Origin of the sequence: Mesorhizobium sp. M7A.F.Ca.ET.027.03.2.1, assembly GCF_003999175.1 — a bacterium.
Lineage (GTDB): Bacteria > Pseudomonadota > Alphaproteobacteria > Rhizobiales > Rhizobiaceae > Mesorhizobium.
Genome location: NZ_RZOM01001544.1, coordinates 1 through 974 on the forward strand (window position 1 = coordinate 1; position 974 = coordinate 974).

At 62.1% G+C, this 974-nt stretch carries 1 protein-coding gene; it reads left to right on the forward strand.

Annotated features, from left to right (window positions below; all coding sequences use genetic code 11):
* The first annotated feature begins 183 nt into the window (after nt 1–183).
* Nucleotides 184–918, forward strand: coding sequence for an AzlC family ABC transporter permease (locus EN750_RS36315; RefSeq protein ID WP_127399415.1), 735 nt, complete (start codon nt 184–186; stop codon nt 916–918).
* Nucleotides 919–974 lie beyond the last annotated feature (56 nt).

Consider the following 974-nt stretch of genomic DNA (forward strand, 5'->3'; position numbering starts at 1 on the left):
CATCCAGCTTCATGGCTCTAGATTCCATCTATTTTGGAATTAATGGCACTCAATGCCGAACCTAGTTGAAGTACAACAATATTCGCAACCATATTGCGGAGAATTGTGGGTATGTTTGCCGCCAGTGTCATGAGAGTTCAAACGCAGGGCAGCGGCGGCCGCGAGGCGCGCCAGTGGAGACACATGAGCATTTCACAGGCAGTCGAGGCGGCGGGCAATGGTTCGCGATCCGAATTCCGCCGTGGCGTGGCGTCCTGCGCGCCGGTGCTGTTCGGCACCATACCCTATGCGCTGGTGCTCGGCGCCCAGGCCACGCAAAAAGGGCTGAGCACGGTCGAACTGTCCGCGATGACAGGGCTGAATTTCGCCGGCGGTTCGGAATTCGCGGCGATCCAATTGTGGACGTCGCCGCCGCACATCGTGCTCATCGTCGCCATCACCTTCCTGGTCAACAGCCGTCATTTGCTGATGGGTGCGGCACTAGCGCCGTTCCTGCGCCACCTGCCGCGGCGCAAGGTGTTTCCGGCGCTTTTCTTTATGTGCGACGAGAGCTGGGCGCTGGGCCTGGCCGATGCCAGACAGCGCACTGCTGCCGGCATCATGCCGGCCTTCAGCCCGCGCTACTATATGGGCGCGGCGCTGGCGATGTATCTCACCTGGGTGGTCTTCACCACGCTGGGTGCCTTGCTCGGTCCGATGCTCGGCGACGTCGGGGCCTATGGTTTCGACATGGCGTTCCCGGCTGTCTTCCTGGTGCTGATGCGCGGCATGTGGACGGGGATGGCGGCGGCGCGACCCTGGCTGGTCAGCCTGGTCGTGGCGGCACTGGTCTATCTCTTCGTTCCCGGCGCCTGGTATGTCGCCGCGGGCGCCATGTCGGGTCTGGTCGCGGCCTGGCTGATGGCGAGTGATGCATGATCGATGCAACGACCTTTTTCACCATCGTGCTGATGGCCGGCGTCACTTATCTCACG